The organism is Serratia sp. HNCC26DJ206, from assembly GCF_057180605.1.
Window position 1 is genome coordinate 1 of sequence record NZ_JBXUGP010000107.1, and the last position, 1,127, is coordinate 1,127.

Annotated in this window: 1 pseudogene; it reads left to right on the top strand. The window is 56.0% G+C overall.

Features of this window, described 5'->3' with window-relative positions:
* Nucleotides 1-604: 604 nt before the first annotated feature.
* Nucleotides 605-1,127, top strand: a pseudogene (locus AC2A1E_RS24130) (VENN motif pre-toxin domain-containing protein); the annotation flags it as partial.

The following is a 1,127-nucleotide window of genomic DNA, read 5'->3' on the forward strand; positions in this document are numbered from 1 at the left end:
TTCGGTGCTCACCCGGTGCAGTGCGCCGCGCCGGTCACTGCGTTCCCGCCGCTTCCTGATATCCGCGTTCTTCGTCAACTTCAAGGTCAACGACAAAAGTGTTGTCGGCCTGGCGGCCTCCGCTTAAAGGCTTAATGCCCGCCCGGCTGCGTCTGGCTGCGGCGGCTCGTGCCCCGCCAAGGGCCGCGTGTCACTCGTTCCCGCCTCGCCAGCTTCCGCGCCCGCCCCGGTTCTGTGTGGTCATGCAAAGCCAAAACCTGGCTCAGGCAGGTGTGCAACAGAGCGCCGTGCTGGCGCTTGCGGAGGCTCGCCGCCCCGCACCTGGCAGGCGGTTCGGTGACGCACAGCCAAAGGCCGCTGTGCGTCACCTCCCGCCGCGATGAAAACCCGGAAAAGCGGTAATGGCAGCGGCTGACGCCGCTGCTATGATGTGGGTGCAGTTGCTCTTTAACAGGTTGGGGAAAATGGCGTCACGGGCGTAAAAGTCGCGTCGGGGCAAAAAGTTGCGCGTGTGAAAATGCACAGGCGAAATGGGGTTGTAACTGGCTGATGGTACAGGGAAAAATGGTGTTCGCTGGCTAACTTCACGACGGAGCACGTTGTTGTGGAGAATAACGCGCTGAGTGCGCCGCAGATAGATGATTTTGCGGCGAGAGCTAAAGGGTGTGAAGCTCGCGGTGACTGTGGTCAGATCGTGAAGGAAATGGAAGAGCTGAGTCTGAAGCAACGTAATGAGTTAATTGTTACCTGTGCTTCGGATGCAGCGGCCTGTAAAGAGAAATACGGTGATATCCCGGCTAACAGTATGCTGGTTCATGAAGCGATCGACAGAGCGCTGGGTGAAGATATTCCGTGGGCAATGAAGAACGATTTATCGGTCTTGCTGATGCAGCAGATGGATGAATCAGGGATCGTCAACAGCACTGAATTTGCTCAACGGCTTCAGACCTTGTATGGCCTGGATAGTCAGAAAGCCGAAATACTGGCTGGTGCAGCGATGGCTGCTGTTACAGGTGGCCTGGGTAAAGCAGATAATAGATTGCCAATCCCCGCAGCAACAGTTGCAAAAAATGGATTTAAAATTGAATCAAATCCTAAACATACACCAGGTGCGGCTGGTTCTAGAC